2 protein-coding genes are annotated in these 1,047 nt (G+C 59.7%); both read left to right on the top strand.

The window, feature by feature from the left end; translation table 11 throughout:
- The first annotated feature begins 259 nt into the window (after positions 1-259).
- Positions 260-559, top strand: a complete 300-nt coding sequence (locus ACESMD_RS14125; RefSeq protein ID WP_372614239.1) for a nucleotidyltransferase domain-containing protein — start codon at positions 260-262, stop codon at positions 557-559.
- Positions 556-1,032, top strand: a complete 477-nt coding sequence (locus tag ACESMD_RS14120) for a hypothetical protein (protein WP_372614237.1) — start codon at positions 556-558, stop codon at positions 1,030-1,032. The genes ACESMD_RS14125 and ACESMD_RS14120 overlap by 4 nt, the downstream gene beginning before the upstream one ends.
- The last annotated feature ends 15 nt before the right edge of the window (positions 1,033-1,047 follow it).

The raw sequence follows: 1,047 nt of genomic DNA, 5'->3' as shown, positions 1-1,047 counted from the left end.
GCGCCTGATACCGGCAGCGCGTCGCGCTGCATCGCGAGCTGAAGCTCCCTCCCACAAGGTCAAGGGCAGCTCCAGTTGCTCACCGGGCGATGGCGCCGCGCAGCGTTAAGCACTGAACAGGTTTTCGTGGGAGGCCGGCTCCGCCGGGCGCCTGGAAATGCGCAATTAACTGTCCGCTCGGCCCTGACGCTCTTGGGCGCTTGGCGCTTTTCCTTGTTCCTTGTTCCTTGTTCCTTGTTCAAGGTAGCCAGAGTCACCCATGCGCCTGACAGACGCCGATCGACACACCATCCAGCGCATAGTCGTCGAAGAACTTGGCCCTAGCGCCAGCGTAAGGTTATTCGGGTCGCGGCTGGACGACGCCGCGCGAGGTGGCGATATCGACTTGCTCGTTGAGCTCACCGAGCCCGTGGAGCACCCCGCCCAGCTCTCCGCCCGGCTCAGCGTACTCATCATGCGAGCCATGGAGGGGCGCAAAACCGATATATTGCTGAGCGCTCCCAATCTTAGTGAGTTCCCCATCCACAGGCTGGCTCGCCAGCAGGGAATGCGCTTATGAACGACGATGGCATTGAACGCCTGAAGTTCCTGCACTGGGTGGTCGACAAGGAGATCCAGCACCTCCGTTATTCGTCGCGAAATGTCTTCGGCACCCCTTTCACGGAGCAAAAGGCCGCCGCCCTGAGTGAAGATGAAGCGCTTGCCGAAAAGGTGGAGGCGTATGCCAGCCGCTTCTGTCGCCTGCAGGACACCGTGGGTGATAAGCTGCTTCCGCACTGGTTGAGGATGCTCGAGGAAAAGACCGGCGCCGTGATTGACAATCTGGACAGGGCGGAAAAGCTTGGCGCTCTGGACTCTGCGGACAAATGGCTCGAGATACGCCAGATCCGCAACCAGATGATTCATGAATATATTGAATCTCCCCAGATCCTTGCCGATGCGCTGAATGCGACCTTCGATTACCAGGATCAATTGGTCGCCTTCGCCAACGCCATGTTCAGCGATGCCAAGAGGCGCGGGCTTCTGCAGTAGACACACCCAAGGGCG

Source organism: Halomonas sp. (genome assembly GCF_041689495.1).
In the GTDB taxonomy this organism is placed as follows: Bacteria; Pseudomonadota; Gammaproteobacteria; order Pseudomonadales; family Halomonadaceae; genus Halomonas.
This window is presented reverse-complemented; position numbering and strand designations above follow the sequence as displayed.

Excerpts from the sequence above, each read along its gene's own strand:
- ACESMD_RS14125 (WP_372614239.1), top strand. The coding sequence starts at position 260 with ATGCGCCTGACAGACGCCGATCGACACACCATCCAGCGCATAGTCGTC.
- ACESMD_RS14120 (WP_372614237.1), top strand. The coding sequence starts at position 556 with ATGAACGACGATGGCATTGAACGCCTGAAGTTCCTGCACTGGGTGGTC.